Annotated in this window: 28 protein-coding genes and 1 riboswitch; of the genes, 9 read left to right on the top strand and 19 right to left on the bottom strand. The window is 59.7% G+C overall.

Annotated elements, in window-relative coordinates:
- Positions 1-5 precede the first annotated feature (5 nt).
- The 3 genes from JZX88_RS06665 to JZX88_RS06655 all read left to right on the top strand — a co-directional run bounded on the left by JZX88_RS06665 (position 6) and on the right by JZX88_RS06655 (position 1,970).
- Complete coding sequence (locus JZX88_RS06665; RefSeq protein ID WP_065115568.1) at positions 6-800, top strand: ATP12 family chaperone protein; 795 nt, start codon at positions 6-8, stop codon at positions 798-800.
- A 60-nt stretch (positions 801-860) separates the two neighbouring features.
- Positions 861-1,349 carry a hypothetical protein gene (locus JZX88_RS06660; protein ID WP_065115569.1) on the top strand — a complete coding sequence of 163 codons (489 nt, stop codon included), beginning with the start codon at positions 861-863 and terminating at the stop codon, positions 1,347-1,349.
- 231 nt (positions 1,350-1,580) lie between these two features.
- Positions 1,581-1,970 carry a RidA family protein gene (locus JZX88_RS06655; RefSeq protein ID WP_065115570.1) on the top strand — a complete coding sequence of 130 codons (390 nt, stop codon included), beginning with the start codon at positions 1,581-1,583 and terminating at the stop codon, positions 1,968-1,970.
- Between the two features lie 59 nt (positions 1,971-2,029).
- Here JZX88_RS06655 and fghA read toward each other — a convergent pair whose 3' ends face one another.
- The 3 genes from fghA to JZX88_RS06640 are packed head-to-tail and all read right to left on the bottom strand — an operon-like array spanning position 2,030 to position 4,069.
- Positions 2,030-2,863 (bottom strand): S-formylglutathione hydrolase, encoded by an 834-nt coding sequence (gene fghA / locus JZX88_RS06650; RefSeq protein WP_110759758.1) that lies wholly within the window; start codon positions 2,861-2,863, stop codon positions 2,030-2,032.
- 29 nt (positions 2,864-2,892) lie between these two features.
- A complete protein-coding gene (locus JZX88_RS06645) occupies positions 2,893-3,588 on the bottom strand; it encodes a DUF1345 domain-containing protein (RefSeq protein WP_206913045.1) in 696 nt (231 codons plus the stop codon).
- A gap of 25 nt (positions 3,589-3,613) precedes the next feature.
- Complete coding sequence (locus JZX88_RS06640) at positions 3,614-4,069, bottom strand: YaiI/YqxD family protein (protein WP_110759754.1); 456 nt, start codon at positions 4,067-4,069, stop codon at positions 3,614-3,616.
- A 170-nt stretch (positions 4,070-4,239) separates the two neighbouring features.
- Here JZX88_RS06640 and JZX88_RS06635 point away from each other — a divergent pair, with 170 nt between their 5' ends.
- On the top strand, positions 4,240-4,692 hold the full coding sequence (locus JZX88_RS06635; RefSeq protein ID WP_206913043.1) for a DUF5680 domain-containing protein: 453 nt from the start codon (positions 4,240-4,242) through the stop codon (positions 4,690-4,692).
- Positions 4,693-4,723: 31 nt separating this feature from the next.
- Positions 4,724-5,527 carry a hypothetical protein gene (locus JZX88_RS06630; protein ID WP_206913041.1) on the top strand — a complete coding sequence of 268 codons (804 nt, stop codon included), beginning with the start codon at positions 4,724-4,726 and terminating at the stop codon, positions 5,525-5,527.
- A gap of 63 nt (positions 5,528-5,590) precedes the next feature.
- Here the strand turns inward: JZX88_RS06630 and JZX88_RS06625 are convergent, their stop codons facing one another.
- Together JZX88_RS06625 and JZX88_RS06620 are read right to left on the bottom strand one after the other, a co-directional pair.
- Positions 5,591-6,247, bottom strand: coding sequence for a peroxiredoxin (locus JZX88_RS06625; protein WP_065115576.1), 657 nt, complete (start codon positions 6,245-6,247; stop codon positions 5,591-5,593).
- 101 nt (positions 6,248-6,348) lie between these two features.
- On the bottom strand, positions 6,349-7,239 hold the full coding sequence (locus JZX88_RS06620; RefSeq protein WP_206913040.1) for an arginase family protein: 891 nt from the start codon (positions 7,237-7,239) through the stop codon (positions 6,349-6,351).
- A gap of 215 nt (positions 7,240-7,454) precedes the next feature.
- Between JZX88_RS06620 and JZX88_RS06615 the strand changes: the two genes are divergently transcribed.
- The 3 genes from JZX88_RS06615 to JZX88_RS06605 all read left to right on the top strand — a co-directional run bounded on the left by JZX88_RS06615 (position 7,455) and on the right by JZX88_RS06605 (position 10,250).
- Entirely contained in the window at positions 7,455-8,669 is a 1,215-nt protein-coding gene (locus JZX88_RS06615) for an MFS transporter (protein WP_206913039.1), read from the top strand.
- A gap of 131 nt (positions 8,670-8,800) precedes the next feature.
- On the top strand, positions 8,801-9,466 hold the full coding sequence (locus JZX88_RS06610; RefSeq protein WP_206913038.1) for a glutathione S-transferase family protein: 666 nt from the start codon (positions 8,801-8,803) through the stop codon (positions 9,464-9,466).
- 151 nt (positions 9,467-9,617) lie between these two features.
- Positions 9,618-10,250, top strand: coding sequence for a LysE family translocator (locus JZX88_RS06605; RefSeq protein WP_206913037.1), 633 nt, complete (start codon positions 9,618-9,620; stop codon positions 10,248-10,250).
- A 286-nt stretch (positions 10,251-10,536) separates the two neighbouring features.
- Here JZX88_RS06605 and JZX88_RS06600 read toward each other — a convergent pair whose 3' ends face one another.
- The 8 genes from JZX88_RS06600 to JZX88_RS06565 all read right to left on the bottom strand — a co-directional run bounded on the left by JZX88_RS06600 (position 10,537) and on the right by JZX88_RS06565 (position 18,953).
- Entirely contained in the window at positions 10,537-11,187 is a 651-nt protein-coding gene (locus tag JZX88_RS06600; protein WP_206913158.1) for a DUF1062 domain-containing protein, read from the bottom strand.
- 1,024 nt (positions 11,188-12,211) lie between these two features.
- On the bottom strand, positions 12,212-12,619 hold the full coding sequence (locus tag JZX88_RS06595; protein ID WP_110759740.1) for a hypothetical protein: 408 nt from the start codon (positions 12,617-12,619) through the stop codon (positions 12,212-12,214).
- A 179-nt stretch (positions 12,620-12,798) separates the two neighbouring features.
- Positions 12,799-13,572: a class I SAM-dependent methyltransferase gene (locus JZX88_RS06590; protein ID WP_206913157.1), complete on the bottom strand. Its 774-nt coding sequence runs from the start codon at positions 13,570-13,572 to the stop codon at positions 12,799-12,801.
- 44 nt (positions 13,573-13,616) lie between these two features.
- Positions 13,617-14,378, bottom strand: a complete 762-nt coding sequence (locus JZX88_RS06585; RefSeq protein ID WP_206913036.1) for an ABC transporter permease — start codon at positions 14,376-14,378, stop codon at positions 13,617-13,619.
- Entirely contained in the window at positions 14,378-15,292 is a 915-nt protein-coding gene (locus tag JZX88_RS06580) for an ABC transporter permease (RefSeq protein ID WP_256436285.1), read from the bottom strand. Before JZX88_RS06580 ends, JZX88_RS06585 begins: the two co-directional genes overlap by 1 nt.
- Positions 15,293-15,298: 6 nt before the next feature.
- A complete protein-coding gene (locus tag JZX88_RS06575; protein ID WP_206913034.1) occupies positions 15,299-16,795 on the bottom strand; it encodes an ABC transporter substrate-binding protein in 1,497 nt (498 codons plus the stop codon).
- Positions 16,796-16,811: 16 nt separating this feature from the next.
- Complete coding sequence (locus tag JZX88_RS06570) at positions 16,812-17,603, bottom strand: NAD(P)H-dependent oxidoreductase subunit E (RefSeq protein WP_371741102.1); 792 nt, start codon at positions 17,601-17,603, stop codon at positions 16,812-16,814.
- Positions 17,604-17,692: 89 nt separating this feature from the next.
- Positions 17,693-17,886, bottom strand: a riboswitch (cobalamin riboswitch).
- 173 nt (positions 17,887-18,059) lie between these two features.
- Positions 18,060-18,953, bottom strand: a complete 894-nt coding sequence (locus tag JZX88_RS06565; RefSeq protein WP_206913032.1) for a LysR family transcriptional regulator — start codon at positions 18,951-18,953, stop codon at positions 18,060-18,062.
- A gap of 122 nt (positions 18,954-19,075) precedes the next feature.
- On the opposite strand from JZX88_RS06565, the gene JZX88_RS06560 reads away from it, so the two are divergent.
- On the top strand, positions 19,076-19,270 hold the full coding sequence (locus JZX88_RS06560; RefSeq protein ID WP_206913031.1) for a hypothetical protein: 195 nt from the start codon (positions 19,076-19,078) through the stop codon (positions 19,268-19,270).
- 163 nt (positions 19,271-19,433) lie between these two features.
- On the opposite strand, the gene JZX88_RS06555 is transcribed toward JZX88_RS06560, so the two are convergent.
- The 6 genes from JZX88_RS06555 to tmk form a co-directional block, all read right to left on the bottom strand.
- Entirely contained in the window at positions 19,434-21,215 is a 1,782-nt protein-coding gene (locus JZX88_RS06555; protein ID WP_077767618.1) for a chloride channel protein, read from the bottom strand.
- 102 nt (positions 21,216-21,317) lie between these two features.
- Complete coding sequence (locus tag JZX88_RS06550) at positions 21,318-22,142, bottom strand: MBL fold metallo-hydrolase (protein WP_206913030.1); 825 nt, start codon at positions 22,140-22,142, stop codon at positions 21,318-21,320.
- A gap of 2 nt (positions 22,143-22,144) precedes the next feature.
- Positions 22,145-22,927, bottom strand: coding sequence for a TatD family hydrolase (locus JZX88_RS06545; protein ID WP_206913029.1), 783 nt, complete (start codon positions 22,925-22,927; stop codon positions 22,145-22,147).
- 11 nt (positions 22,928-22,938) lie between these two features.
- A complete protein-coding gene (gene metG / locus JZX88_RS06540; RefSeq protein ID WP_206913028.1) occupies positions 22,939-24,489 on the bottom strand; it encodes a methionine--tRNA ligase in 1,551 nt (516 codons plus the stop codon).
- A gap of 305 nt (positions 24,490-24,794) precedes the next feature.
- The gene (locus tag JZX88_RS06535) at positions 24,795-25,820 is read right to left on the bottom strand and encodes a DNA polymerase III subunit delta' (RefSeq protein WP_206913027.1); all 1,026 of its coding nucleotides are present in this window, start codon (positions 25,818-25,820) and stop codon (positions 24,795-24,797) included.
- On the bottom strand, positions 25,813-26,487 hold the full coding sequence (gene tmk / locus JZX88_RS06530; RefSeq protein ID WP_065115595.1) for a dTMP kinase: 675 nt from the start codon (positions 26,485-26,487) through the stop codon (positions 25,813-25,815). Before tmk ends, JZX88_RS06535 begins: the two co-directional genes overlap by 8 nt.
- Between the last annotated feature and the right edge of the window lie 73 nt (positions 26,488-26,560).

Below are 26,560 nucleotides of genomic sequence, written 5' to 3'. Positions count from 1 at the left end.
GTGCCATGCGTGATCTCCTGAACGACCTTTCGGAGGGACTGAGCCATCCCGACCCGATCCTGCGCGCGCAAATCCAGATGCAGAAGCCGTTACCGAAACGGTTCTACAAGGATGTCACCGTCGCCGAGGCGGAGGAGGGTGGCTTCACCATCCATCTTGATGGCAAGCCGCTGCGCACTCCGGCCAAGAAGCCGCTGATCGTGCCGACGCAGGCGCTTGCCAGCCTGCTTCGCGATGAATGGGATGCGCAGAAGGAAGTGGTGAACCCGGTGGTCATGCCGGTATCGCGGCATGTGAACACCGCAATCGACGGCGTCGCCACCGACACCCAGGCGGTTTTCGAGGATATCCTCCGTTTTTCCTCCTCCGATCTCCTGTGTTACCGCGCGGGCGATCCGGAAGCGCTGGTTGCGCGGCAGACGGACCATTGGGATCCGGTTCTGGACTGGGCGGCCAATGTGCTCGGCGCCCGTTTTATTCTTGTCGAAGGCGTCATGCATCGCGACCAGCCGCGTGAGGCAATCGCGGCCTTCGCGGTGACGCTGAGGAAATACGATACGCCGATTGCGCTCGCCGCACTGCACACCATGACGTCGCTGACCGGTTCCGCCATTCTGGCTTTGGCGCTGGCGGAAGGAGAGCTGACGCTGGAGGAGACGTGGGCGCTCGCCCATCTCGACGAAGACTGGACCGCCGAGCAATGGGGTGAGGACGAGGAGGCGCTGGAACGCCGTGCCGTCAGGCTCATCGACATGCGCGCCGCGCTCAACGTTCTGGAGTCGCTGAAGAGCGCCTCTTAACGCTTTTCTAACCCTGATCGCCGAACATGCGGTTACCTCACGTTAGGGGAGCCGCTGATCATGAACACCACGCTGGAACGCCTTGGCATTGTCGTGCTGGCGTGTTTCGCGCTCATGTCTTTCAGGCTGGAACCGGAAGCGACAAATACCGACCGGCTGCTTTACGATGTGCGTGGCGCATTTGTCGCCGCACGCCCGGATGTCGCGCCGGCGCTGATGCAATCCATCCATGCGCAGGTACAGAGCGCAATCCGCACGACGGCGCGTGGCGAGACAAGGCCGCGCGTGGTGTTGACCATTCGCCTCACATCCGTCACGCGCGCACCGTTCCTGTTCGGAGAGCGGGCCTCGGCCAAGGTGATTGTCCGTGCCGCAGCGGTGGCGACGGGTGAGGTGATCGCCGAGGCGAAATTCACCGCCACTGTCGTTAGCTTCGATAATCAGTCAATCGAGCAGGAACTCGCCTATGGCGTTGCCGAACGGGTAATCCGCGAATTCCGGCTGAGCCGCCCCGGCCCTACGACACTGGCAACGGCGCTTTTTCCGTAAAAGACGCAAGGCGGGGGCGCGAAAGCCAATCGTCTGCCGTTTGCTCTGCAAACTCACCCCCCGGAAAAATCGCATCTCAACGCCTTGAAACTCACATACGTTACGTATCTTAATTGACATACGCTGCGTACGTCACTATCTCGCATACGTAACGTATGTGAAGGGGCGTTCGAAGCTTTGAAAGCAATGCTTCGCCCGTCCATTGCCACTCAGCCCAAAAGAGAGATGCAAATGACCAAACGCGAAGCGATTTTCCCCGCCAACAGGCACGCGCTATATGAAGAGCACGGCTATTCCGCAGCTATTCGATCCGGCGATCTCCTTTTCGTTTCGGGCCAGGTTGGCAGCCGTGCCGATGGAACGCCTGAACCAGACTTTGAACGTCAGGTCCGGCTGGCCTTTGAAAATCTCAAGGCCACGCTCGCTGCAGCGGGTTGCACCTTCGACGATATCGTGGATGTGACGACGTTCCACACGGACCCGGAAAACCAGTTCGGAACGATCATGACCGTCAAGCAGGAGATTTTCAGCAAGTCGCCTTACCCGAACTGGACTGCTCTGGGTGTCAACTGGCTCGCCGGCTTCGATTTCGAGATCAAGGTCATCGCCCGCATCCCGTAATGTCGGGTCAGGCCCGAAACGGCGGCGCTGCAAGCGCGCCGCCAGCTTGCTTTACATCCTTATCCGAGACGGTCGGCGTGCCACTTCAGGTGGTCATCCATGAAGGTGGAGATGAAATAATAGGAATGATCGTAGCGATCGTGCATGCGCAGCGTCAGGCCGATATCCGTGCCCTTGATCGCTTCTTCGAACAGCCAGGGGCGCAGGCCCTTTTCAAGGAAACTGTCGGCCTTGCCCTGATCGATCAGGAATTCAGGAAAACGTGCACCATCCTCGACCAGCGAGCAGGCGTCATATTGGCGCCATGCGGCCCGGTCGGCACCGAGGTATTTTTCCAGCGCCGGTTCGGACCAGTCGGCGGAAGAGGGGGCGACAATCGGCGCAAAGGCGGAGCAGCTTTTGAACCGGTCGGGATTCCTGAGCGCGATGGTCATCGCGCCATGGCCGCCCATCGAATGACCGAAGATGCCCTGGCGGCTCATGTCCGCGCGGAAATGCTGGCCGATAAGGGCTGACAGCTCTTCCGTGACATAGCTGTACATATGGTAGTGCTCCGACCACGGTTCCTGCGTGGCGTCGAGATAAAAGCCGGCGCCCTTGCCCATCTGCCAGTTGGTCAGCTCGTCCGGCACGTCATTGCCGCGCGGACTCGTATCCGGGCAGACGATGATGAGACCGAGTTCCGAGGCCATGCGGCGATATTCGCCCTTTTCCATCACATTGGCATGGGTGCAGGTGAGGCCGGAAAGATACCAGAGAACCGGGCAGGGCTCGTGGATCGCCTTCGGCGGCACATAGACCGCAAAGGTCATTTCGCATTTCAGGGTTTCGGATGTGTGCGAAAACACGCCCTGCATGCCGCCAAAGGCCGTATTTTGCGAAATGATGTTCATGAAGCCATTCCTTTAAGAAAGTTCCCGGTTCAGCCCGCAAGCGAGACAGCGGCATTGACCGCCGCCGCCACCAGAACCGTGTTGAAGAAGAAAGAAACGATGGAGTGCAGCAGCGTCACCTTGCGCATGGCGGTGGTGGTCACGCCCACATCCGATGTCTGCGCCGTCATGCCGATCACCACGGCAAAATACAGGAAGTCATAACCGCATGGCTCTTTCGTCGCCGGAAAATCCATGCCGCCGCGATGCTGGCGCTTGCCGTCCACCGTCGCCGGCCGCCAGTATAGATGCGCATAGTGCAGGGCGGTCATCGTGTGGATTGTCAGCCAGCCGAAGATCACCGAGGCAAAGGCGATAAGCAGGGTCCAGACCGTTTCGCCCGTATGGTTGAGCGCCTGAAACAGCGAGACGACGGCAACGCCGACCGCAAGCAGCGTGACGGCAATGATGGCGATCGCCGGAAGATCGTCGCTATCGGCATGGACCTTCAGATGCTGCGCCGTCAGTCCCGGCAGGCGAAGGGCAACCAGCGCCAGATAGGTCAGGAAAAAGAAAACGGCGGCAATCTCTATGGCAAGGGCAGGGGCAAATGCCAGCGCCAGCGCGAGGCTGAAGGCGCCGACGAGAAAGGCAATGACGAAAGGCCGATGGCGACGATAGGCATCGCCGCCGGGATTAACCGGGCCCTTGGGGCTGGCTGGACTCTTTGGATTTGCCGGGGTCATGGGCGACGCCTTTCTGTTTGCAGTGTCACTTTTTGACACGGCGGCAGAAACGGTCAAGCGTCTCCAGAAAGGCGGAGCGGTCACGCGGTGAAAAGGCGGCGTTATATCCCTTGCTTTCACCCGTTTCGCGCAGATGCGCGCCAAGATCACGCATCGCGGTCGCCATGCCGATATTCGACTGGTCGAAGACGCGCCCCGTCGGTCCCGTCACCAGAGCACCCTTGGCGACGCAGCGTCCGGCCAGCGGCACATCGGCGGTGATGACGATATCGTTTTCGCCGGCATGTTCGGCAATCCAGTCATCCGCCGCATCGAAACCGGCCGACACGATGACGTTTTTCACCATCGGATCACGCGAGGGGCGCAGGCCGGAATTGGCGACGAAGGTCACCTCCAGCCCGTGCCGCTCCGCCACTTTCAGGATCTCCGGCTTCACGGGGCAGGCATCGGCATCGACATAGATTTGCGGGTTTTTCGACATGGGCACTCTTTTGGATAATTCCTGCGATGCTTTTAAGGGCAAATAAGGCAATTACCAAGCCTGCTTTCGCCGAAATGCCAGCCTGGCTGGCCGGGCAGGGGCGGGGCTTGCGATCATCCTGCAACTCACATACGTTCACTCTATGTTCTTTTTTTGGGGGAGGGGTTCCGGTGCTGGAAGAATTCATCGTGCAGGCCAAATCCGCGACCTATGTCGGCGGCGGCAGCAAATCCAGGACCTCCACCCGTAAGGGGTCGCATGATCTCACTTACCGGCAGGGTGAGTGGGACTATATCGACAGCTATTTCGGCGGGACCGATTTCATCGGGCAGGAGGTGGTCTGGCATGAAGGCGTCGCGCTCTGGGCGATGAATTATTATGGCCGCATCCTGAGGCCGGACATGATCGACGGCACGATTGCCGGCAGGGTCATTCAGGCATCGCTTTCCGCACTTTATCAGGAGGGCCGGTTTCTTGGCGGTTTCATCCATCACGTCGGGGAGCTGGTCTATGTCGATACGAATGCGGGTGAAGCCCGGTCCTTCACGGGCATCGAGAGGATTTACCGGGGCGGCGTCGAGACATACCGGCTTGACTATCACGGCGGGATGATAAAGCCCTAGATTAAAGACACTGCCATCGACAGGATGCACAATGGCAAATGGCGACGTTCAGTATTTCAAGGCGACACTCTATTTCGACAGCGAGCCCGGGATTTCGGCGGAGAGCCTGACGGAAGCCTGGGGCGCGGAAGGCTATGAATGCGAGTTGGTGAACGACAAGGGTGTCTTTGACGGCCTTCGCGGTGCGACCAGAGTTTTTGTCGGTACACCGGAGGCGGTAACGGCTCGGCTTGCGCCGGCGCATTATCCGGCAGTCGCACGGGCTGACGTCGACTGGTCGTCGCTCTTTTGCGTCGATGCAAAAGCGGCATATGACGATCTACGCCAGGCCACACACCAGTGCGAGTTCGGACTTTTCATCATCGCGGATGAGGATAATCCTGAAATCGCCCACAACGAGATCGCCTCGACCCTGCTTGGCATCCATCAGGTCGCCCCAATACGGGCCGTCGTGTTGCATTACCTGGACATGATCGTCGGCCGCGCCAATCTGGATGACTATCTGAACTATGCAAACAGCCATCTAGATCAACCGCAGCAAATGGCTGCGATGCTCGCCTTCGGAGCCTTTGTGACGGAGGAGGGCGAGGCGATCACAGCCTGGACGACGGGCCTGAACCGTTTCGGACAGACGGATCTTCTCTACGAAGTGAAGGCCGGCGACGCCACGCAAGCGCTTCTGACCATATTCGGCCTGGCGCATCTCGTGGTCAGCGGAAGGCGGCGGTTTGCCGCCGGTGAAGCCATCACCTCTCTCGACCTTCTCGCGCGGCTGGAGCCTGCCGAACTGCACGGCCAGCCCATGCTGCGTGTCGTGCGGCACGGCGCGGAGTAACGGTCTCGTTTGCGGGCGGTCGGGAGCGATGATGGTTCACCGCCCCCGTTTTTCGTTATCGGCTCAGCCGGGCTGCTTCGTCTTGCGCAGATAGGGAAGAACCGTGTCGTAGGAACCGAAACGGGCAATTGCATCTTCGTTGGAGACGGCGGCGGTGATGATGACGTCTTCGCCCTGTTTCCAGTTGGCCGGCGTCGCCACCTGATGCCTGGACGTCAGCTGGATGGAATCGATGGCACGGAGAATTTCCTCGAAGTTGCGGCCGGTGGTCATCGGGTAGGTGAGGACCAGCTTGATCTTCTTGTCGGGACCAATGACGAAGACCGAGCGCACCGTCGCATTGTCGGCCGGCGTGCGGCCTTCGGAACTGTCGCCGGCCCCGGCGGGCAGCATGTCATAGAGCTTCGCCACCTTCAGGTCCTTGTCGCCGATCAGCGGATAATCGACATTGAAGCCGGTCGCGGTGCGGATATCGTTCTTCCATTTCTCGTGGCTTTCGACCGGGTCGACCGAAATGCCGATGATCTTCACGCCGCGCTTTTCGAATTCAGGCTGCAGGCCACCCATTGCACCCAGCTCGGTGGTGCAGACCGGCGTGAAATTCTTCGGATGGGAAAACAGCACCGCCCAGCCGTCACCGATCCAGTCGTGAAAGCTCACCGGACCATGGGTGGTCTCGGCGGTAAAATCCGGTGCTATGTCGTTGATACGCAGGCTCATATGGTGGTTCTCCCTAATGATTTGAACTGAAATCCTGATGGTTTTCGGCAATCCGTTTCCGGCGCCGGAGCTTAGAGTGTCGGCGTGAAATGACCAGTCTTTTATCGTGCGCCTCCGGCATTGCCGAGCAGCGGAAGTTTGCGAAGTTCCCGCGAAAGCTCAATGACGCTCCATGGCAGATATTCGGTTATGGCCAGTCCGACGATGTCCGACACGGACGATATCGACAGAAGAATCTGCTGGATTTGCGACAGGCTCATGCGACCTTTGGCCACGCCGTCAAACGCACCCGGCCGGGCGGACGGATTACGGAACAGAAGAAAATCATAAAGGCCCGGATCGAGCACATCGAGGTCGAAGTGGATTGCCGCATGTTTCAGGCCGCGCGCCTTCAACCACGCCGTCACCGGTGCGACGCCATTTTGCAGGTCCTCCGGAGAAAGGCGGGTAATCCCGTGTTTTGTGATGAAGTCGGTTTCGTAAGGCGTCGTCTCCGTCAATCCGACATAAAGCACGTTTTCCGGTTTCACCCGGTTCGGAACGGTCGCGACGAAATCCGCGTCACCTTCGCCCATCAGCATCGCAAGCAGGTGCGCATGGGCGTTTGGATATTGCCCCGCTGTCATGATGTCTGGATGGGCGTCGATCCAGATCACCGCCAGATCGTCCCGGTAGCGGCTGTTGAGATAGGAGACGGGGCCGAGATTGACGAGGCAGTCACCGCCAAGCGTGACGATGGCGTCGGGATTATGCCTGCCGATCGCCGCATGAACCTGGTCGAGAATGGCAAGGTTCACCTCGCGGGATCTTATGCCGGCACTGACCGGACGCGCGCCGCTGTCAGCCGGCGGCGGAACGGCGATGGTTTCCACCGGGCCTTCCGGATCTGGCGCAATGGCCGAAAGAACCCGGCCGCCAATATAATAATCCGGGTTATCGCCGCCTTGCCAAAGGGGCAGGTTGAGGCGAAGCACTTTTCTCGGGTCGATCATCGGTCGGATCCTCTGTAGCAGGCGCCATATCGGCCATGGTGACCGGCGAAGCGGGCAGGGAGGCGCCGCCTGCCGCTTCCTGCCTGATATAGGTCGGTAAGGCCGCGTGCCAATGACATCCCGTCACAACAGGCAGCCGACGGTCAAAATCATCGACAAGACCGGTTGAATGTCGCTGGCGCCGCCGTTATTCCGGAGTGGATCGGGGACCATTCATGACAACATCCTCTGCGCCGGTTTCAGCGGCAGTTCGGGCACGCATACCGCCCACCGTATGGGTTCTTGGTTTCGTCAGCCTGCTGATGGATATCTCCTCGGAGATGGTGCAGACGCTGTTGCCCTATTATCTCGTCTCGGGGCTCGGTGCGTCCGCTGTCACGGTCGGTTTCATCGAAGGCCTGTCGGTCGCCATCGCGACCACTACCAAGCTGTTCTCCGGGATCATCGCGGACTGGACGCGGCGGCGAAAAATGCTCGCCGTGCTTGGATATGGTCTTGGCGCCATTTCCAAACTCGCCTTTCCCTTCGCCACTTCGCTCGGCTGGATTGTCGCTGCCAAGGCAGTGGATCGGGTGGGCAAGGGCATTCGCGGAACACCGCGTGACGCCCTCATCGCCGATGTGACCCCCGCTGAAATCCGGGGAGCGGCCTTCGGGCTGCGAAAGTCGCTCGATACGGTCGGCGGTTTCATCGGGCCGCTGGCGGCCATGGCGCTGATGTTTGCGCTGAGTGAAAATGTTCTCGCCATTTTCTGGATCGCGGTCATCCCCGCTTTCCTGTCGGTCTTCATTCTCATGATCGGCGTCAAGGAGCCGGATGCACCGACACAAACGAAAGCGGGAAAGCCATTCCGGGCCGCCGATTTTGCGAAGCTAAACCCGGCGGTCTGGATCGTCATTTTCGGGGCGTCGCTCCTGACCTTTGCACGGTTCAGCGAAGCGTTCCTGCTGCTGAAATCCGAAGAGGCGGGGTTCAGGCCGGCATGGATACCCGTCACCATGGTCATCATGCACGCCGTCTACGGCCTGACGGCCTATCCCGCCGGACGGCTTTCGGACCGGATCGGCCGGTCGGGAATTCTCGCCGCAAGCGTGTCGGTGCTGGCCGCATCCTATCTTGCGCTCGCTTTTGCCAATTCCATCCCGCTGTTCCTGACCGGAATTCTGCTGTGGGGGCTGCATATGGGCCTGTCCCAGGGTTTGCTCGCAACTCTTGTCGCGGAAACCGCGCCGCCAAACCTCAAGGGAACCGCCTTCGGCGTTTTCAACCTGATGACGGGTGTGGCGGTGCTGATCGGTAATGTCCTCGCCGGGTTGCTGTGGGACCTCCATGGTTCATTCGGCACCTTCTTGATGGGTGCAATATTGTCACTCGCGGCATTGCCGGTTTTGATCTGGATATCCCGGCGAAGATCCGCTCCGGCCGGATAAGGCGCACGCCTGGGCCAAGATTGTCTTCGCCGGTCGAAGCGCCTATTCTGATACGGCATCCCTTTGCCGCTTCAGCCGGCGCTGAAATCCGCGCGCACGCCGTCTCCAAAACCATGTGATGGAGAATACCGATGACGATCACGATTACCGCCTTTGAACGCTCGCCCGATGGCGGCAAGGGTCTTGCCCGTGACATGCGCGTCCGCTGGGCGCTGGAAGAAGTGGGGCAGCCTTACGACGTCCGCCTTCTTTCCTTCAAGGCGATGAAGCAGCCGGAGCATCTCGCGCTTCAGCCATTCGGGCAGATTCCGACCTATCAGGAGGGTGATCTCGTCCTGTTCGAATCCGGCGCCATCGTTCTCCATATAGCCGAGCGCCATACCGGCCTGCTGCCGAAGGATGCGGATGCACGGGCAAGGGCGATAGGCTGGATGTTCGCCGCGCTCAGTACCATGGAGCCGCCGATCGTCGAGCATTTTGTCACCGGCTTTCTCGAAAGGGACAAGAGCTGGCACAGTGAGCGCCTGCAGATCGTTGATGAACGCATTCGCACACGGCTCGCTGAATTATCCCGTCATCTTGGTGGGGCCGACTGGCTGGAGCGGACATTCAGTGCCGGTGACCTGATGATGATATCGGTCCTGCAAAGGATAAAAAGTTCGGGCATCCTTGATGAATATCCGAACCTTTCCGCTTACGTGGCCAGAGGCGAGGCGCGTCCGGCCTATAAGCGCGCCTTTGCCGATCAGCTGGCGGTTTTCAAAGCCGCGTCGGATGTCGGAAGAAATAAAGTTTAGGTCGCTTTTTTCTTCGTTGTGAATCTCAGTTGCAGATCGATATCCCGGCTGGACATCAGGATTGCATTTGCTGAAAAGATAATTCTAACCTCGATGGCATCAGGCGGAGGATTCGATCTCCGCAACGGGGCCGGAAGAGGGGACTTGTAACATGCCGGAGACAGCCAGCCTGTTTGCTTTTGCCTTGATCGCGCTCGGCATGGTGCTCACGCCCGGGCCGAACATGGTCTATCTGATTTCAAGATCCATTTGCCAGGGGCCGACCGCAGGCCTGATTTCCCTGGGTGGCGTCGCCCTCGGGTTTGTTTTTTACATGATGTGTGCAGCCTTCGGGATCACCGCGATCGTCATGGCCGTTCCCTATGCCTATGACGCACTGCGGCTCGCCGGCGCTCTTTATCTGCTCTATCTGGCATGGCAGGCCGTGCGACCGGGCGGAAGATCGCCGTTTCAGGTGCGCAACCTGCCCAAGGACGGTCCGAGCAAGCTGTTCATGATGGGTTTTCTGACCAACCTGCTCAATCCCAAGATCGCCGTCATGTATCTGTCCCTGCTGCCGCAGTTCATCAGCCCTGACCATGGCAGCGTCCTGAGCCAATCCCTTATCCTTGGCTGTACCCAGATCGCCATCAGTGTCAGTGTCAATTCGGTGATCGCCATCGCTGCCGGATCCATCGCGATTTTCCTTGCCAGCCGCCCGACCTGGCTGGTGGTGCAACGATGGCTGATGGGCACGGTGCTGGCCGGGCTCGCCATACGCATGGCAACGGAAGCACGCCGCTAGGGTCGCCCGGCTCTCAGCCGCGCAATCCGCTTCCGGAAACAATATCATCGACGACGCGGGCGAGGGGTGCCGTGGCGTCGATGGTAACCGCGCCGCTGCAGCTATATGGCAACTGAAGTCTCGCCGGTGCGGGAAACGCTTTCGATCAGGTAATTGCGAAGCCCCATTTTCTTTCCGATACACCGGAACTTTGGAAAAGACACGACTGCCGGTTTATGGCGCAGGATCGTAACAGTTCTTCAAATGGAGGGGCGAGGGCCAGAAGCTGCTGGCCCTCGCGATGGCTTCAGAGAATGTCAGCCGCCATGGCAGGCCGCCATAAGCGCTCGGAATCAAATCCGACGCAGACATCGATAATGATCCGGCTGCCGTTCCTGACGCGCCGCCGGAGGATGTCGGGACGGTCGGATTCCGTTTGCAACATGCCGTTGTCGTGAAGCAATTGCAGCCGGGAACGGGAAAGTCCCAGTTCCGATGCCAGCAGGCGGTCAAGGCGTATGCTGGTCATCAACGGGACGATCAGCTCTATCTCGGCTTTTTCCCATTCGTGCCATGTCCTGTCGGGAGGGTCGCCCATGATCGATTTTTCAATCTCAAACGCGGCAAACTCATCGATGCGTTGCGATTTGCGCCTGAGGGCATCGATATTGAACATTTCCGCCCGTATCCATTGCGGGTCGTTGGACTGCAGGGCGTCCAGAACCGCGGGGCTTATATCGCGCACCGTCTGCCGTTCGAATATCGGCCGGTTCCAGGTCTTCTCGCAGGCAAGGCATTTATAGATGAGCCAGGCATCAAGCCTGCGGCCATTGGCATTCAGCCGGATCTTGCCGCTGGATTGAAAGGCTCTCAGACCGCCGCATCCGCTGCAGGCAATCCAGGGCTGGGGGGCTATTTGAGGAATGATGGTCCAACGGACCCGAAATGTGTCGCACATATCGTCTTGGTCTTCCATTTGGAAGTCCACCAAGATGGTGCAGGAGAAATCCCTGACGGGAACGGTGTGGCGATGTTCTGGGTGACTGAAGAGCTGGAGCAGCGGCGCTGCACAGGGCACATTTTGACGATGCCAAACCGGTCTCTTGCCACCACCCGATGAACATGATCATACGCCGACAGCATGATGCCGTCAGGCGATACGGGTGAAACTGGATTGAGACCGGTATTTACTTAGGCAAAGTCTACCTCGATATGCCAACGCTCTTCGAGGACATCAGTAACAAATGATCGCGTCGAGAGGGAGCCTTTCGATATAGCTCCAGACAGAAACAGAAGCTGTTGCGGCTTTTATGCAACTTGGTCCTGTCGGCCAGAAGCTCCAATTCTGGCCAGAGTTCGGACAAGGCAGGAAGTAACATCGATGGCCGTAAAACTGTTTGCCATATATAAAGCAGATAGCCGCAGGGAGACTTGGGGCGGTTCAGTTGAGGTGTCAACCATGCATTGGAACGTAAAATGAACGGAAATCTTCCCAGAATTATTGTTCTGGTGGTGTTCGCGGCTGTCGCGTTGTCTCTGGCGGGATGCGGCTCATGGCCATTCAACGGAAAACCAATGCCGGTATTGTAATCTGGATTTGAGAAGAGCCGTCCTTGCCGGTGTCGTAGCAGTGCGTTCCGGTAACTTTGTTATGAAATACAATGAGTTACAAGTGAATTTCAAACTTATATGAGAGGTTTGGCGCCGCACTCAGGATTGCTGTCGAACGGGCTTTCGATCCGAAAGGCAAGAGCGTCGGATCGCACGATGGTGTGCATAGTCAACGCCCGGTAAAACCCACAGGCAATGTTCTGGCGAGTTAAAGATGCGACGTTTCCGGCAAGATGGAAACGCGACACTCTCTCGATGACAGGCACAAGGGTCCGGCTGCCGAACTGCCCGGACGGTCGGGGTTGCAAGGGCAGGGTGGGAATGTCGGCCTTGGCTTCCTCACCCAAAGACGGCCGCACTGCCCTTCGACGTTACGCTAATTGGAGCCCTTGCGTGGGAGGTAGTTCAAGACCGTTGGGCAATGATATCCAGATTACCGTTTGCGCCTCCGGAGAATGGCGCGACAGATGGCCTTTGCCATGTGTGTCGGCGACTAACACAAAGCTGCCGGCCGAAACATGTCGTATTTCGCCGTCGCTTGTCTCGTACTCGACCGAGCCGTTGAGTCTAACAGTTAGAACTGGCTCTGGCACCTTATGCCACGACACTTCTCGCATCCCAGCCGGGATGTAAGCGATGCGCACGCCAGAGGCTGCATAGCTGGCACTCACATCAAAGGGAACCGCTTCCGGATGCACTGACCGCTTGGTGGTCGGCAAATCAATCTCATCGAAATGAGATTCACCGTCCGGCGAGGCGTAGATGCGCAGGCACTTCATTGAGGGCGTCCTTTCGGGAGATATGAACAGGCGGCGAAGGTATCACGGTCTTGATGACATAGCCGCTACAGCAAAGATCGCATAAGATAGATTATGGAACTTTTTGATGCTTGTGACGGCTATTTGCGGGCTGCCAGTATCCATATCTCCCCGAAAAGTGCGATGATGAAGCAACCGCGTCAAGGGCGCTGGCATGTCAGAATGAAGCGCCTGTAGACAAAGGTACGCAGCCTGTTGCGCAGGTTGGCATTTTTCCGCTGTGCTTTCGCTATCGGGTCATGGGAATGGAGTTCTATCTTCGCGAAGCCTGCAGCGGTCAGCAGCGGCGTCAGCATCTGAGGTCGCAGCCCCTGGCCGAATGGAAGCGCCTTCATGATGGCCGCATGGCGGTTGCCCAGAGCGCCGTCATAATTCCTGTCTTCACCCACCACATGATCGATGAGCGAAATAAGCAGGCCCGCAAGACGTCCGGTCGGTTTCGGCGTCGCCCAGTCGCCGTCGAAAAACAGAAGCCGGCCGCCGGGACGGAGAAGCCTGAACCATTCGCGGAACGTCTGTTCGGGCTGCGTCAAAGTCCAGACCAGATGCCGGCAGATGATCGCGTCATAGGATGCGTCGGGTTCCATGGTGTTTTCGGCATCCGCCATGATGAAGCGCAGCCGCGGTTTGCCGGCGTGTTTGGCGCGCGCCACAGCCAGCATCGCCTCTGAAAAGTCGAGTGCCGTAACATCGTGGCCGAGATCGTGGATCAGGCGCGTCACCTCGCCGGTGCCACAGGCCAGTTCAAGAACACGTTTCGGTTCCGGGCCGATCAGCTGCCGGATCGGTTTCTGCCACGCATCAGCCTCCGGACCGGCGGCGATCCTGTGTCCGAAGGCGAGATCGAAGGTCTCCGATCTTTTCGACCAGTAGTCGCGGATTTCTTCCTTGAGATCGAAATTACCGCCATCCATCGTGTCGTTCCTTGTGTGTTCCATGTTCAAGCTCAGCGAAATGATCAGTCGGAAGCGTCGAATACGGTGTTGAGCGTCGCAACCGTGATGGCGATTGCGATGCCGGGCCAGATCATCAGGCTTGGATGATCGAAGATGAAAACGCGATATTCAAACAACATCGAGCCCCAGTCCGGTTTGGAAGGGTCCGCGCCAAGCCCGATAAAGGCCAGCGAGGCATAGGCGGTGACGGCAAAACCTGCCTGATTTCCGGCATGGGTTATCATCAGCGGCAGGATATTCGGCAGAAGATGGCGCAGGACCATCCGCAAGGGCGGAACGCCCAGCGCCTGTGCGGCATGGACAAAGGGTTGCCCAAGCACGCGCCGGCTGAGGGAATGGGCAAGCAGAGCCGTCGGGCCAATGCCGGCAAGACCAAGCGCCAGCCCGGCCGTTATCGGCGTCAGGCCAAAAATAGCCGCCGCCGTCAGGGCGATGATGAGCGTCGGAACGGTGATGAAGAATTCGCAACAGCGCAACACCACCCTCTCCTGCCAGCCGCCCAGCACCGCGGCGCCGGCGCCGAGCAAGGTGCCACCGGTAAAGGCGATGGTGCCGACCGACAGAACCACAAGCGCGGTGCGCCATCCGCCCGCCATGAGGCGCGAAAGAAGATCGCGGCCGAGATGATCGGTTCCCAGCAGATGCTGCGCCGTCACACCGGAATGGCGGGCTAGGATATCCACGGCGTCAGGATCATAGGGCTGCCAAAGGGCGCTGAGGAGCAGAAAAAGGGCCAGGACGGCGAGCGCGAAATACCGGAGCATCAGACGAGCCGTGGATCCAGAAGGCGCTGAAACAGCTGCACGATCAGGTTCATGAAGAGCAGCCACAGCGCGATGACCATCACATAGGCCTGCAGCACCATCTGGTCTCGTACCGCGATGCTTTGCACAAGGAACTGGCTGATGCCGGGAAGATTGAAGAGGATTTCCATGGTGGCCGTCGAGCCGATAACCCACCCCGCCTCCGAGCGCACCGCCGAAAGCAGGGCATAAAACGCACCGCGATGCGCGTGGCGCCAGAGTGCCTGCCGATGCGAAAGTCCCTTGGCGAGAGCTGTGCGAAAATACGGCTGTCGCGTGGTTTCGAGCATGTCACGGCGGTAGATACGTGCAAAGACGGCAGCCGAATGGGAGGCGATGAGAAGGACGGGCAATATGATTGCTGTGATGTCGGTTCCGAAGGGTCGAATCCAGCGTAGCTGGACGCCGAGAACCCAGAGCAGGACAAGCCCCAGCCAGAAACCGGGCACAGCCTGCACGAAGACCGAAAATGCGCGGCTGGCACGATCGGCAATACCGCCCGGCCGCGCCGCAGCGCTGAAACCGAGCGGTACGGCAACGGCGATGGCAACCAGAAGGCCGGAGAGGCCGAGCACGAGCGAGAGAGGCAGACGGTCGATAAACTCCGCAAAGACGGATTCGCCGGTGCGGAAGGATCGGCCCCAGTCACCGGACACGAAATCCGCGAGCCAGTGCAGATAGCGCAGGATGAGCGGGCGATCGAGGCCCCACCCTTCCCGCAGCGCCGCAACGGTTTCGCTCGTGGCCGTCAGGTTCCACACCCGAATGGCAATCTGCACCGGATCGGCGGGCATCCATGCGATGAGCGTGAAGGATGCGAATGAGAGCACAACCATTCCCAACACGGAATATATGCCGAACCGGAGCAATTGCATCTGACCTTACCGCGCTTCGCCTATATCGCCGCGCAGGACATAATAGTCGGAACCCCACGGCTCGTAGTTCTGCAGCCGCTTCGAAAGGCCGACATACCAGACCGGCGAAACCAGGAAGGATGCGGGAACGTCGGCAAACAGCTTTGCCTGCGCATCAAGCGCGATCGTGGCCCGTTCGCCGGCATCGCCCGCCGTCGCGAAACGATCGAGAATGGCATCGAATTCAGGCGAGGCGTATTTCGCATAATTGAGCGAGGCGCCGCTGCGCAGCATCGAATTGAGGAAAAAGGCCGGATCTCCGTTCGGTGCGGTATGCTGCGCCCAGAGGGCGATGTCGAATTCGCCGGCGGCAGCCACGTCCTGAATATTTTCCACGACCTTCGTATCGAGTTCGATGCCTAGTCTGGCAAGCTGCGCCTTCACCACCGGCAGCATGGTGACGAGGTCCGGGCGCTGCGGATAGGTAATGGCGAGAAGGCGAAGCGGCGTGCCGTCCTTCTCACGCTTCCCTGCCCCGTTTTTCGTCCAGCCGGCTTCGTCGAGAAGCGCTTCGGCCTTCGCAAGATCAGTCTGTCGCTGCTCCTTCCCGGCAAAGGGGAAATAGGCGGCATAAGCGCCGGTCGCGGGTTCACCGCCATTGATCGCAGCGGCGAGTTCCCTGCGATCGAAGCCGAGATCGAGCGCCTGGCGTACCTTGATATCGGCGGTAACCGGCCTCGTTGTGTTCAGGAAAGCGAGATATTGATAACCGACAGGGAAAGACTTGATCGTCAGATCCGGATTGGTTTTCAGACGGCTTACGACTTCGGATGGCAGACCGAAAGCAAGATCCAGCTCGCCGGCTTCCAGCGCCAGCGTCATGCTCTGCGCATCGCCGAACCTGCGGAAATCAACCGGAGAACGAGTATCCGCATCGGCAAAATGGGTGTTCGGCGAGAGCGTCAGTGATATATCCGCCTTGAAATCCGCAATCTGATACGGCCCGGTGAACAGCGCCTTCCCGTCGGTGGCGGGCTTGTAGGCGATTAGCGGCCATTCCGCGAAAAGCGCCTGAAGAAAAGCCACCGGCTTTTCCGTGGTAATCATCAGTGTCAGGTCGTCGGCCGCCTTGAAACCCAGCTTTCCACCCGTTGCCAGCGCCGCCTTGTTGGTTGCAAACGTATGGTCGAAACCGGCGGCAAGCGCAGCCGCCGTTACAGGCGAACCATCGGAAAAGGCGTGGCCCGGTTTCAGCGTCACTGTCCAGCTGAGATCGCCGGTGCGTTCCGCTTTTTCGGCAAGACCGGGCACAAGCCGCCCTTCCCGATCGACGGTGAAGAGGTTTTCACCCACGCCATGGCTGACGAGCGCCCAGCCGTTCGATCCCTTTGCCGGGTCGAGACCGCTCGTGATGTAGGTGGCGCCGACACGCAATGGCTCGGTGGCGAGAGCGCTGGCGCCCACACCCGTGATCAGGGCCGCAAGCCCGGCCGCGGCCAGACGTGAAAAGCTCTTTGCCGACATTCTATTTCCTCTCATGCTATTCGGACAGATTACGAAGCCGCTGTTTGCGGCCGGTCGGGTGGTAGGCGAAATCGTCAACGATGCTGCCACCCAGCAGATGTTCGGCAATGATGCGGTCGACCGCCTCTTCCGTGACGCCGCCATAATAGGTGCCCTCGGGAAAGACCTGCAGGACAGGCGCAAGGTTGCAGGGGCCAAGACAGGTTGACTTGGCGGTCATGGTCCCCTCTCCCGTTACCCGAAGTTTCTGCCGTTCTTGCTGGTTGCGCAGATGACCCCAGATCACATCCGCACCTGCCGAGTTGCATGGCGCCCCCTGGCAGACGAGCACACGACGCTTCTGCGCCGGGACCAGCGATCCTTCGCCGGTCGGGCGAACGGGCCCTGAAAGGTCAAGCGCCTGCGCCGTTTCGGCCAGATCTTCGAGCAGGCGCGCCATCAGGCTGCTCGATGTGGGACTTGCTGTTATGGAAAGGGACGGCCACGGCCTGACGTCGCCTGCCCGCCATCGTTTCAATGTCTTGGTCATCCAGTTGTGAAAACTGGGCTCCAGCGGCAGCATCAGCGGAACGATCAGGACATGGCCGACATCCTCATCGATCAGCTCGAACAGCGCTTCATGGAGTGACGGTGTTCCCTGCTCCGTGAAGGCGATGCGAACGGTCTGAGCGCCGCAAAGCCCTTCGGCCTGCATTGCCAGCCGCTGCATGTCCTGATGAGGCGCGGCGGCAAAGGCCGACTTGGCGACAAGCAGCACCGCGTCCGGCGCGGAAGGCTCGCGATGGGTGAGATGGGTATTGTCTGTCACATTGCCTCATTCACGAGGCGGCGTCGAAAATGACGGGTCTCCGGCAGAAGACCGGAAACAGCCATCATTCCCATGGCACCCCCCGACCACGGAATTACATGATGTCAGGCAGGTCTCCTGGCTTGCGGGTCGAGGCCGTCTCACCTGTCTTCCCGGCATCGCTGCCAGTGACATCGTGGGCGATAGGCTCACCGCTTACAGTTGCGGGACAGCTCCGGAATTTAACCGGATTCCCTCTTAGCTTCCGCCGGGCGGCGGAAGAACCATGACGGAGCGACCCTACACTGCCGCCGGTTACTGTCAACCGCCTGCACGGGTAGTCTGATTTCTGCGCAACAAAGCTTTGTGTATATGTTACGTTATAAAATAACGTTAAGCACATGACATGCGAAGCCGTCAAGGCTCTCTCTTGTGAAACAGGCTGTTGAGACTGATGTGATCGGATGTCAGCTGGCCTCAGCCCTGACCTTTCGCCATCGTCAGATAATCCACAACTGCGCGAGTATGCACGGGAAGCCCGGCGAAACTTCGCGCGCAGATAAGAAGATGACGGCGTGCCCAGACGTCGGAGATCGCGACGGTCTTGAAGGACAAATCGGCCTGATATCGGCGGGCATAAACCTCCGGCACGATGGCAAGCCCGACGCCGCTGCTGACCATGGCGCAGATATCCTCGAAACTATCCAGACGGATACGCAGTTTGAACGGCCGGCCTTCACGCGCCGCATGGATTGCCAGATGCCCCTGAAGCGCGCTTTCCGCAGGCAGACCGACAAAAGGTTCGTCGAGAAGCTCCGCGAAAGTCACGATCTTCCGGGCCGCGAGTGCATGGCTGGCAGGTGTGATCACAACCAGCCTGTCGATCTCGAAAGGCCGTGTTTCCAGCGTTCCCGTGTCGGTCGTGTCTGCCGCAATGCCGATATCCGCTTGCCCGGCGGCGACGGCCGCAACCACATCGGGGCTCTGGCGCTCCTCGAGGTCTATGTCGATTGTCGGGTGATCCACGAGATATTGCCGGAGAGCGCCGGGAAGATGCGCCATTGCCGCCCGCCCCGAGAATATCCGGACCTGCCCTCGCAGGCCCCGCGCATAAAGCTGGAGATCGCCCCTCATCTGTTCCATCTGCCCGAGAACGATACGGGCATGGTGGGCCAGGGCCTCCCCCGCCGGCGTCACCCTGACGCCACGGGCACCGCGGTCGAGAAGCGATACGCCGCTCATCTCCTCCATGCCGCGGATACGCGCGCTGGCGGAGGGCAAGGCCATCCCCGTGCGGTCTGCTCCCTGCGTAATACTTTCCGCCTCGACCACGTGAAGGAACAGACGGAGATCGGTCAAGTCGAAGCGCATTCGCCCCCTCCAGTCGGGACCCTTCGGATTATCCTAAGGGCTCCCTTGTATCTTCCGCATTGTGCGGAGTCACGGATGGCGATCATTGTTGCCATAGTTTTATTGACCCGGAACGACGATCTATGGACGCCTCCGAAGCCCTTCTCCGCGCCATCGCCTTCAGACTGACGCTGCTTGTCCTTGCTGTTTTTGCCGCAAGGACGCTCCCCGATAACAGACCGGCAATCGATGCAACGGTGACCGCTGCGGCCGCTTACGGATCGCTGCTTCCAGACGAGGACAGCACGGCCTTGGGCGACATGGTTTTGTACGATTAGACAAGCGGCGCCGGGCTGCGCGTAAGCTTATGTTCCGGCCGTTGCCGACGGAAAGCGACCGACCATCAATTGCACCATGTCAGCCTCTTCGATCACAAGATCGTATCGATGATTTAGAATTTTATATAAATATCAATCAATAAAGATACTTTTCTAATCTTGTTTATAACTCACCGGAAGCCTCCCGGCGTCTCAGTTCGAGCTCTTCGCTGTAGCGCCTGAGCGTATGGCTTTCGGTGAGCAGGCCAACCGGGCGGTTCTCGATCTTGTCATTGACGACGACCAACGCTTCGCTTTCCGTGGCGTCGAAGGCGGCGGCCGCCTGACGGGCATTCATGGTCGGCAGCAGCACGTCGTTCTTGTATTGCAGGTAGGTTTCGAGGCTGATCTTGCTCGGGTCGCGATCCATCGGATCGGCGTAGATTTCCGGCACGAGGACGATACCGGCATAACGTCCGTCATCATGGGTCATGATCACCCGTTGCGTCGAACCGAGTGGGAATTTCTCCTTGAAGGCCGCAAGCCCCATGCTGACATTGGCCTTGCGGATATCGGCGCGCATCATCCTACCGACGGTGAGATCGCGGATCCAGCCAATATCATGGGCGCTGCGAATGCTCTCGCCCCGGAGATGAAAACGCCAGGTCGCGAAAGAATAACCGAAGGTGGTACGCACCACGAGTGAGGTGGTGATGACGGCTGCCAGCACCAGCGCGGTGATCTGGAAGTCGCCGGTCAGTTCCAGCGCCAGAAATGTCATCGTCAGCGGACCGCCGATAATGGCGGCGGCAAAGGCGCTCATGCCGATCACGGCATAAACGATCGGCGATGTCGACCCATAGCCGATATAGGGTGCGCAGAGCGCGAAAATCTTGCCAAGCAGCGAGCCCATGAACAGCGAGGCGAAAAACAGGCCACCACGGAAATTCGAACCGATGGAGATGGCGCTGGCCGCCGCCTTCAGCAGAAACAGTCCGGCCAGCCCGTATATCGTCAGCTCCGCATCGATATTGAGATGCAGCGCCCCATGGCCGCTTGACAGCACCTGCGGCGAAATCAGCGCGAGACCGCCCACCGCCACGCCGCCAATGGCAGGGCGCAGCCAGCCGGGAATGGCGCTTTTGCGCGCCGTCTCCTCTATGAAGGACACCGTCTGCATGAGCACGATACCGATCGCCGCGCACACGATGCCAAGAAAGATCGCCGGCACATAATCCGCCGGTGTCACGCGGCTGGCATCGATAATATCGATCGATATGCCGTGACCGCCAATAACACCGATGACAGTGGTGGCGACCAGCGCCGAGACGATGAGCGGCGCAAGCGTGACGACGGTGTAGGTGCCGATGATGAGTTCGATGGCGTAGAACGCTCCGGTCAGAGGCGCATTAAAGGCGGCCGCAATCGCTCCCGCCGCGCCGCAGCCGACAAGGATGCGCATGTCCCCTCGCCGCAGCTTCAGCTTGATGCCGATCTTCGAGGCGACGCCGCTGGCAATCTGCGTATAACCGGCCTCGAGCCCGACGGAGGCGCCAAAACCGTTGGAGACGATGTTCTGCACGCAGACGATGATACTGTCGGTCAAGGACAGGCGGCCGCCATGCAAGGCATTGGCCTCGATGGGGTCGACCATGGGCTTCTTGCGGGTCTTTGAAAGAATGAAGATGATCAGGCCGAGCACGATGCCGCCGATGATAGGCCCGGCCAGCACGGTCCATCCGGACAGGTCACTGCTGCTCAGCCGCTCGACACCGAAGACCAGCACATGCAGCGCCGTGCTCAAGGCGCCGATCAGCGCCACCAGAAGCCCCGCCGCAATGCCGATGAAGACGGCGAGGACCACCAGCCCCAGTTCGCCGCGCCGGAACATGGCCCGCAGCCTGCTGGCGCGCAGATTGTCGAAGAAGCTCGCCATACTGGGTGCACGGAAAGGCTTGGTCGACATGCTGTTCCTTTTCGGGCGGCGTCAAGGCGCGACGCCCTTCCTCTTCATTGTTTCAGAGCACATCATTGTCCCAGGACCGGAAACCGCTTTGGGGGGACGTGCTCAGGGTGCTTCGATCTCGACCTCGAAACGCATCTGGTCATAAGCCGGTTCAACATTATCAGGCGTTTCACGCATCACCGTCTCATAATCGAGCGGAATGTGCATATGGGTCAAGATCGCCCTTTTGGGGGAAAATCTCTCGATCCAGCCGAGCGCCTGTTCCAACGACAGATGGCTGGGGTGGTAACGGTGCTGCAGCGCGTCGATGACGAGGATATCAAGGCCGGCCAGTTTGGGCAGGCTTTCAGCCGGAAAATCGCTGACATCGGTGCAATAAGCGACATCGCCGATGCGAAAACCGAGCGAATGCACGTCGCCATGCTGCTGCATATGGACCTTGAATTCTATCGGCCCGCCTGCCCCGTTTATCACCACCGGCGTATCCATGTCCGCGATGATCCTCGGCTCGACGATGGGCGGATAGCTGCTGCCCGGCGGTGTTTCAAGGCAATAGGCAAAGCCGTCCTTTATGCGCGCCATGGTAATGCGATCGGCATAGATCGGAATACGGCCCTGCTGAATGGCGAAATAGATGCGCAGATCATCGATGCCATGCAGGTGATCGGCATGTGCATGCGTGTAAAGCACGGCATCGACCGCCTCGACCTTCGCCGCGATCATCTGCTCGCGAAAATCCGGACCGGTGTCGATGACGACAGTCGTCCTGCCGCCATCCGGGCCGATCTGCTCCACCATGAAGGCCGTACGCGTGCGCCGGTTCCTGGGGTTTTCAGGATCGCAGGCGCCCCAGTCGCCGTTGATGCGCGGAACGCCGGGAGACGACGCGCATCCGAGAACCGTGAAGCGGCGACGGTAAGTTGCCACGCCTACACCCTTGTTATCTTGGAGAAGCAGCGGAAGGCGTTTTCGGTGGTGATTTCCGCCATGCGTTCATAGGAAACGCCATGAACCTCGGCCAGAACCTCGGCCGTATTGACCACATAGGACGGCTCGTTGCGTTTTCCCCGCCAGCGCTTCGGCGCAAGATAGGGCGCATCGGTTTCCACCAGCAGCCGGTCAGGCGCAACGGTGGCGGCGATATCGCGGATATCCTGCGATTTCGGGAAGGTGAGAATGCCGGAGAAGGAAACATAACCGCCAAGCTCGACACCGGTCTTCGCCAGCTCAGGACCAGCGGAGAAGCAGTGCAGAATGAAGGGGAATGCTCCCTTGTCGCTTTCCGCGCGCAAAATAGCAGCCATGTCGTCATCGGCACTGCGGCTGTGAATGACGAGCGGCAGCTTCGTCCGTCTTGCCGCCTCGATATGGCGAATGAGGCCGGTCTTCTGGTCTTCCGGCTTCTGCGTGTCGTAGAAATAATCCAGTCCCGCCTCGCCGATCGCCACGATCTTGTCGTGGCTCTCGGCCAGCCGCACCAGATCGTCAGCCGAGATATCCAGTTCCTCGGCTGCGCTGTTGGGATGCGTGCCGACCGAGCAGAAGACCGACGGATATTTTTCCGCGATTTTCAGAAGCTCGGGCAGACGACGCACCCGGGTCGAGATCGTCACCATCTGGCTGACGCCCGAAGCATGGGCGCGGGCGACGATATCGTCGCGCTCAGCCTCGAAATCGGGAAAGTCCAGATGGCAATGCGTATCGATCAGCATGGGTGTCGCCTTCACGCTTCCGGTGCGACGTAACGCGGGAAGACCGGCTTCGGTGCTTCGAGCGGCGTGCCCGGAACAAGACGACCGGCCTCGCCGAGCGCGGCGAAATCGCGCTTGTCGGCGGGGGCGGCGACGAGATCAAGCAGCTTGTCGCAGGATTCCGGCATGAAGGGCTGCAGGAGGATGCCGATCTGGCGCACCACTTCCGCCGTGACGTAAAGCACGGTGCCCATGCGCTCCGGATCGGTTTTCTTCAGCGCCCATGGCTCCTGCGATGCGAAATAACGGTCGGTTTCCGAAACGACGGCGATGATGGCAGCGAGCGCGCGGTGAAGGAGCTGCTTGCCCATCTCCTCGCGGCAGACCGCCAGCAGGCCGTCGGCGGAAGCGAGCATCGCCTTGTCTTCATCAGTGAATTCGCCGGGCGCAGGAATCTGGCCATCGCAATTCTTGACGATCATCGACAGCGAACGGCTGGCGAGATTGCCGATGCCGTTGGCGAGATCGGCATTGATGCGGGTGGCGATGCCTTCTTCGCTGTAGCTGCCGTCCTGGCCGAAGGAAACTTCACGCAGGAAGAAATACCGGACCTGATCGAGACCGAAATGGCTGACCAGATTGACGGGATCAACGACGTTGCCGAGCGACTTCGACATCTTCTCGCCCTTGTTGAGCAGGAAGCCATGCGCATAAACGCGCTTGGGCAGCGGCAGCTTGGCGCTCATCAGGAAGGCAGGCCAGTAGACCGCGTGGAAGCGGATGATGTCCTTGCCGATGATGTGCACGTCGGCCGGCCAGTATTTGGCACGCGGGCCGTTCCTGTCTTCGATGTAACCCGTGGCGGTGATGTAGTTGGTCAGGGCATCGACCCAGACATACATGACGTGCTTGGGATCGTTCGGAACCTTGATGCCCCAGTCGAAGGTGGTGCGGGAAATCGACAGGTCCTTCAGGCCGGATTTGACGAAGGAGATGATCTCGTTGCGCCGTTCGGCCGGGCCGATGAATTCGGGGTTCTCCTCGTAGAGCTTCAGCAGCCTGTCCTGATACTCGGAGAGCTTGAAGAAGTAGCTTTCCTCCTCCACCCATTCCACCGGCGTGCCCTGCGGCCCGTAGCGGACGCCGTCAGTGCGCACTTCCGTTTCGTCTTCGCCGTAATAGGCTTCGTCGCGCACGGAATACCAGCCGGCATAGCTGTCCTTGTAGATGTCGCCGCTATCGGCCATCAGGTTCCAGATATTGCGCGAGGTCTCGTGGTGACGCTCTTCCGTGGTGCGGATGAAATCGTCATTCGAGGCGTTGAGCAGCTTGCCCATCTCGCGGAACTGGTCGGAATTGCGTTGCGCCAGCTCTTCCGGCGAAATGCCTTCCGCCCGCGCCGTCTGCTGCATCTTCTGGCCGTGTTCGTCGGTGCCGGTCAGGAAGAACACATCCATTCCATCCAGACGCTGGAAACGTGCCATGGCGTCCGTCGCAATCAACTCATAGGCATGGCCGATATGCGGCTTGCCGTTGGGATAGGAGATCGCGGTGGTGATGTAGAATGGTGTCTTGTCTGTCATGACGGTCGATCGACTTTACAGGCTGTTTTTTGGATAGACCGCTCTTAAACCATTGTTCGCAGCAGCGAAAGAAAAAGCGTACGTTTTGTACGACGGCTTGAGGACAAAGTGGATTTTGGCGAACGCTCGGCTCCGCACTCCGTCACCCCGGACGAGATCCGGGGTCCAGCGCGATCAAGTCCTTGGTCGCAAAAGACTCGTCTCACGGCGCAGACGCGCCGTGGCTGGATGCCGGCTCAAGGCCGGCATGACGGAAGAGGTTTACACGCCATCGAAATCGTACGTTCCATACGATCCCTCGCCCGTCAGACGCCCCGAACATCTTCCAGAATGGAGAGCACCATCTGCTTCTTGTCGAGATTATAGGCCTGCGCCACGCTGATGCGTTCCGACAGCGTCGAGGAAAGCCGCGCGTGTTTTTCCGCCGCCGCGATATCGCCGGCCATCGCTGCTGCCCGGGCCCGTTCCATCAGCTCTTCCGTCACGTGCTCCATGAAGAAGCCGAGAACGATATCGCCGTCCTTCTGCGCCAGAACCTCGGCAAGCTTGTGCATGCGCTTGCGCGCGCCCGGCCCTTCGGCCGTCATGACCTCGGCAAAGGCCTCGACAATGTCGGAGCCGCCGTAATTCATAAGCTTCAACGCCTGCGCCACGCTGCCCTTTGAGGCGGCAAGCAGGGCGTCGCGTTTTTCGCCGGATGGGCTGATGCCGAGATGATCGAGCGATTGCACCATGGCCGCATCGGAAAGCGGCAGGAGCCTGAGTGGCATGCAGCGTGAGCGGATGGTTGGCAGCAATTTTCCCGGCGCATGCGACAGGACGAGGAACATCGCCCGTTTGGGCGGCTCCTCCAGTATTTTCAGGATGGCATTCGCGGCATTACGGTTGAGATCATCAGCCGGATCGATGATGACGATACGCCAGTTGCCGGTGCCCGATGTCTGGGAAAAGAAGTGCCCTGCCCGCCGCACCTCGTCCACGGTGATGGCGGATTTCACGCGACCGGTCTTTTCATCCACCGGACGGGTGAGATGCAGCAGATTATGAGAGGCCCCGGCGATGATCTGCCGGCTGACGAGCGATTGCGGATCGGGATCGGCAAGGACATCCGGCGCCGAAGACGGATCGGGATGGCTGAGCACATGATTGGCGAAACGGAAGGCGAGCGTCGCCTTGCCGATCCCCTCCGGTCCCTCGATGAGAATGGCGTGGTGGCCCTTGCCGGAACGATAGGATTGGGCGAGGAACGCTTCGACTTCCTCATGCCCGAAAAGCTTCGTGTTCTGCTGCGGTGCGATCGCGCCGTCGAGAACGCCCTGAACCTCACTCATGCGCCGCGCCCGCCGCAGTTCCCAGTTGTTCGAGCAAGGGCTCGACAAAGGACATCACATCCTCCGCCACCTTCGCCTCCGGCTGGTCGGCATTGACGATCCGGCAGCGACGCGGCTCGGCCAGCGCAATGTCGAGATAGGCTTCCCGCCGCTTCTCGTGGGTTTCGATTTCCTCTTTTTCGAACCGGTCGGGCGCAGCCCCCTCATCCGCGCGTTTTCGGGCGCGGGCCAGCCCCTTTTCGGCGGCGATATCGAAGATCAGCGTTAGTTCCGGCACCACACCGTCGATGGCGATCCGTTGCAGCGTTTCGATGAAATCCGGCTCCAGATTGCCGGTCGTGCCCTGGTAGACGCGGGAAGAATCAAGGAACCGGTCGCAGAGCACGATCTCGCCACGTGCAAGTGCCGGGCGAATGACCTCCTCCACATGGTCGTTGCGCGCCGCCGCAAACAGGATTGCTTCCATGCGCACACCGAAGGATTCCGCCGCACCCGACAGAATCACATGCCGTACAGCCTCCGCACCCGGCGAGCCGCCAGGCTCGCGCGTCACGACGACGGTGAAGCCGCGGCCGCGAAGCGCCTCGGCAAGCGTGCGAATCTGTGTCGACTTGCCGGCGCCCTCGCCGCCTTCGAAGCTGATGAACAGTCCAGTCTTTTCGGCCAATGTCACGTCCTGCGAGGAATTCCCGGAAATATTGAAATGCCTGTTTACAGCATCGAACCAAAAAGTGCGAAGC

The organism is Agrobacterium sp. OT33, from assembly GCF_017313365.1.
Classification (GTDB): domain Bacteria; phylum Pseudomonadota; class Alphaproteobacteria; order Rhizobiales; family Rhizobiaceae; genus Agrobacterium; species Agrobacterium rhizogenes_A.
This window is presented reverse-complemented; position numbering and strand designations above follow the sequence as displayed.

Excerpts from the sequence above, each read along its gene's own strand:
- JZX88_RS06665 (WP_065115568.1), top strand. The coding sequence starts at position 6 with ATGCGTGATCTCCTGAACGACCTTTCGGAGGGACTGAGCCATCCCGAC.
- JZX88_RS06660 (WP_065115569.1), top strand. The coding sequence starts at position 861 with ATGAACACCACGCTGGAACGCCTTGGCATTGTCGTGCTGGCGTGTTTC.
- JZX88_RS06655 (WP_065115570.1), top strand. The coding sequence starts at position 1,581 with ATGACCAAACGCGAAGCGATTTTCCCCGCCAACAGGCACGCGCTATAT.
- fghA (WP_110759758.1), bottom strand. The coding sequence starts at position 2,863 with ATGAACATCATTTCGCAAAATACGGCCTTTGGCGGCATGCAGGGCGTG.
- JZX88_RS06645 (WP_206913045.1), bottom strand. The coding sequence starts at position 3,588 with ATGACCCCGGCAAATCCAAAGAGTCCAGCCAGCCCCAAGGGCCCGGTT.
- JZX88_RS06640 (WP_110759754.1), bottom strand. The coding sequence starts at position 4,069 with ATGTCGAAAAACCCGCAAATCTATGTCGATGCCGATGCCTGCCCCGTG.
- JZX88_RS06630 (WP_206913041.1), top strand. The coding sequence starts at position 4,724 with ATGGCAAATGGCGACGTTCAGTATTTCAAGGCGACACTCTATTTCGAC.
- JZX88_RS06625 (WP_065115576.1), bottom strand. The coding sequence starts at position 6,247 with ATGAGCCTGCGTATCAACGACATAGCACCGGATTTTACCGCCGAGACC.
- JZX88_RS06620 (WP_206913040.1), bottom strand. The coding sequence starts at position 7,239 with ATGATCGACCCGAGAAAAGTGCTTCGCCTCAACCTGCCCCTTTGGCAA.
- JZX88_RS06615 (WP_206913039.1), top strand. The coding sequence starts at position 7,455 with ATGACAACATCCTCTGCGCCGGTTTCAGCGGCAGTTCGGGCACGCATA.
- JZX88_RS06610 (WP_206913038.1), top strand. The coding sequence starts at position 8,801 with ATGACGATCACGATTACCGCCTTTGAACGCTCGCCCGATGGCGGCAAG.
- JZX88_RS06605 (WP_206913037.1), top strand. The coding sequence starts at position 9,618 with ATGCCGGAGACAGCCAGCCTGTTTGCTTTTGCCTTGATCGCGCTCGGC.
- JZX88_RS06600 (WP_206913158.1), bottom strand. The coding sequence starts at position 11,187 with ATGTGCGACACATTTCGGGTCCGTTGGACCATCATTCCTCAAATAGCC.
- JZX88_RS06595 (WP_110759740.1), bottom strand. The coding sequence starts at position 12,619 with ATGAAGTGCCTGCGCATCTACGCCTCGCCGGACGGTGAATCTCATTTC.
- JZX88_RS06590 (WP_206913157.1), bottom strand. The coding sequence starts at position 13,572 with ATGGATGGCGGTAATTTCGATCTCAAGGAAGAAATCCGCGACTACTGG.
- JZX88_RS06585 (WP_206913036.1), bottom strand. The coding sequence starts at position 14,378 with ATGCTCCGGTATTTCGCGCTCGCCGTCCTGGCCCTTTTTCTGCTCCTC.
- JZX88_RS06580 (WP_256436285.1), bottom strand. The coding sequence starts at position 15,292 with ATGCAATTGCTCCGGTTCGGCATATATTCCGTGTTGGGAATGGTTGTG.
- JZX88_RS06575 (WP_206913034.1), bottom strand. The coding sequence starts at position 16,795 with ATGTCGGCAAAGAGCTTTTCACGTCTGGCCGCGGCCGGGCTTGCGGCC.
- JZX88_RS06565 (WP_206913032.1), bottom strand. The coding sequence starts at position 18,953 with ATGCGCTTCGACTTGACCGATCTCCGTCTGTTCCTTCACGTGGTCGAG.
- JZX88_RS06560 (WP_206913031.1), top strand. The coding sequence starts at position 19,076 with ATGGACGCCTCCGAAGCCCTTCTCCGCGCCATCGCCTTCAGACTGACG.
- JZX88_RS06555 (WP_077767618.1), bottom strand. The coding sequence starts at position 21,215 with ATGTCGACCAAGCCTTTCCGTGCACCCAGTATGGCGAGCTTCTTCGAC.
- JZX88_RS06545 (WP_206913029.1), bottom strand. The coding sequence starts at position 22,927 with ATGCTGATCGATACGCATTGCCATCTGGACTTTCCCGATTTCGAGGCT.
- metG (WP_206913028.1), bottom strand. The coding sequence starts at position 24,489 with ATGACAGACAAGACACCATTCTACATCACCACCGCGATCTCCTATCCC.
- JZX88_RS06535 (WP_206913027.1), bottom strand. The coding sequence starts at position 25,820 with ATGAGTGAGGTTCAGGGCGTTCTCGACGGCGCGATCGCACCGCAGCAG.